Source organism: Bacillus sp. NPDC057893, from assembly GCF_042796455.1.
Lineage (GTDB): Bacteria > Bacillota > Bacilli > Bacillales > Bacillaceae_G > Bacillus_A.
Genome location: NZ_JBHVNG010000034.1, coordinates 1 through 2418, shown reverse-complemented (window position 1 = coordinate 2418; position 2418 = coordinate 1). Strand labels below are relative to the sequence as shown.

At 36.8% G+C, this 2418-nt stretch carries 4 protein-coding genes; 2 read left to right on the top strand and 2 right to left on the bottom strand.

What is annotated here, in order from left to right; translation table 11 throughout:
• Positions 1-139: 139 nt before the first annotated feature.
• Together ACFVQC_RS30115 and ACFVQC_RS30110 are read right to left on the bottom strand one after the other, a co-directional pair.
• Positions 140-388 (bottom strand): hypothetical protein, encoded by a 249-nt coding sequence (locus ACFVQC_RS30115; RefSeq protein ID WP_377900184.1) that lies wholly within the window; start codon positions 386-388, stop codon positions 140-142.
• Between the two features lie 594 nt (positions 389-982).
• Positions 983-1198, bottom strand: coding sequence for a hypothetical protein (locus tag ACFVQC_RS30110; protein WP_377900182.1), 216 nt, complete (start codon positions 1196-1198; stop codon positions 983-985).
• 276 nt (positions 1199-1474) lie between these two features.
• On the opposite strand from ACFVQC_RS30110, the gene ACFVQC_RS30105 reads away from it, so the two are divergent.
• Positions 1475-1639: a hypothetical protein gene (locus tag ACFVQC_RS30105; protein WP_377900180.1), complete on the top strand. Its 165-nt coding sequence runs from the start codon at positions 1475-1477 to the stop codon at positions 1637-1639.
• A 192-nt stretch (positions 1640-1831) separates the two neighbouring features.
• A complete protein-coding gene (locus ACFVQC_RS30100; protein WP_377900178.1) occupies positions 1832-2359 on the top strand; it encodes a replication/maintenance protein RepL in 528 nt (175 codons plus the stop codon).
• Positions 2360-2418: the final 59 nt, after the last annotated feature.

The following is a 2418-nucleotide window of genomic DNA, read 5'->3' as shown; positions in this document are numbered from 1 at the left end:
CGTACAAAATACACTAAAACAAATATTGTGAAGTAATAAAAAAAAGACACCTAAATAGGGCGTCTTTTTTTCTAGTTTTATACTGCTCATTGAATGGATCAGCACAAACCGCTGAACCATTCAATGAGCTCAATTGCTTTTATAAAGTAAATGCATTTTCTTTCTCATCTTCAGGTCGGACTGAATCAGAAACATTTAAATCTGCTAAAGCAAGTGCTAACTTTTCTATTTGATATTGTTGTTCTAAATGCTTAATAATTCTTTTTATCCCTTGGATTCTAACTTTTGGACAATCACTGCTTTCAAGATAAGATTGAATTTTCTTCGCTTCTTCTAATCTCTCTTTTTCAGATTGTATGTGTTTTATAACATCTTGTCTTGATTTCATTCTTAAACTCCTCTTCGACTTTCTTATTGCTCCGACAAGCATTTTAAGCTCTCTTAAGAGTATTTACAACCCTCCCTTAACAAATTTACCTAGAATCGTTTAAAAAGCCTTATAACGTCTTATAAGGCCTTTTAAACGATTCAAAGTTTTGTCCGCCATAGCGCTCTCTATTTTACGATGTCTGGGGATGGCTCGGTGAAGCCGAAAAGCCTCGCAGAGCAGGGGAGAACATTTTGCCCTAGCACGTTATGGCAAAATTCTTTGCCCGTGCTCTGCGAGGCTAAAACCTCGGACTTTGTCCGAACCTACAAGGGGAACTTTTCCCCTTGACCCCATCAATCGAACTCCCCAACCCCTCAATCCTTGAGGGGCTCCCTCGCCGGTTGGCAGGAACAAACGATTGTTTGTTCAGTGCCAAGAGGGTGAAGAATCAGTTTCACGTGTCAATTCCTTAATGCTCCTTTCATGGATCAGCACAAACCGCTGAACCATTCCAGTCCGCTTACCATTGACACTGACCGCAAACAGATTAGAAATTGTGATATAATTGAATTTGAATAAGAGGGAGGTTACACCCTCCCTCTTATTTTTGGTTTAGCGTCTTGTGATTCGTTTGCTTCTTGCTAGGTTGCGTCGAACCACAGGGCGTTTATTTTGTTTCTGTTCTTTTTGTTCTTTCTTCGTTTTTCTCTTCTCTCTCATTCCTTGAACTTTTTCGATTATGTCTAAGATGTTTTTAATTGCTGTCGTGATAGGTACTAGCGATACTGCTAGAGTTGCAATTGTTGCTAATACTTTCATCCAGTCCATGTTATCACCTCCTTGTATTTATTATATCAAACCTACATACAAAAGTATAGAGGTTTATGAAAAAATTACCACATTTTTTGGTAATTTGTAGTTATGGTTTTCCCCTTGTTTTTGGGTTGGGGGCTGGCTGGGGGTTTTGGGGGCTAGCCCCCAGGAACTTTACGTAACTGAATATAGAGTAAGCTTATTGTTTAGAACGATAGAATTGGCGGTTCGGCGGGTATAATTGCTAGTCCAAGTCGAGCAACCTAAATCCTCGTTTTTGGTCTGTTCGGCTTGGCGAAAGCTAAAAACCCGCCGAAAAAAGTTTTGCAAGGATGGAGCGAAGCGAAAAAGGTGGAGATTTTTGAGCGTTTTTTGTGCTCAAAAATACTACCTGTTCCTTGCGGAACTTTTAGCCCTTTAATAGATATAGAAGGGGCATTAGTAAAAATGCAGTAATATCAATAGTTTTAGAGATTGGTATGTTTCATGGGATGAAACATTAATGTTTCATCCCATGAAACATAGATTGATACTTTCTATTCCTTTTTTGAAACAACTTGTTGCAAAAAAGCTTTAAAAACGGTAACATTTGGATATGAAACAAGTTGTTTCAAAAACTATACATTAATGTATCATGGGGGTTTACATATGTTTGCATTTAACGAAAAAAACACAGAAATCAAGTACGTAAATGTAGAAGACGCTGAAATCTATGATAGTGCCAATGAAGCTTTAGAAGCTAAAAGAGCCAAAGAGAGTCAAAAAAACAAGAATTTCATACAAATTAGCAGAGGTATAGGAACAAAAGCATTAGCCTATGTAATTTCAGAAAATGCAGTTGCAGGGCAACTATACATGTTCTTCATGGAAAATATGGATGTTAGTAGTAATAGCATCATGGTTTCACATAAAATTTTAGAAGAGGTTATTGGTAAATCTAGAACAACAATATTCAGAGCAGTTTCATTTCTAGAGGAAAGTGGATTGATTGCCATTGGTAAAGTCGGAAACACAAACGTGTATATCTTAAATCCAGAAGTAGCTTGGGCTACAAGTAGAGATAAAAAAGACTTTGTGAACTTCAAAGGAAACATTCTTCTTGGACGTACAGAAAACGAAGAGCTATTTAATAAATTCGACCGTACAAAATACACTAAAACAAATATTGTGAAGTAATAAAAAAAAGACACCTAAATAGGGCGTCTTTTTTTCTAGTTTTATACTGCTCATTGAAT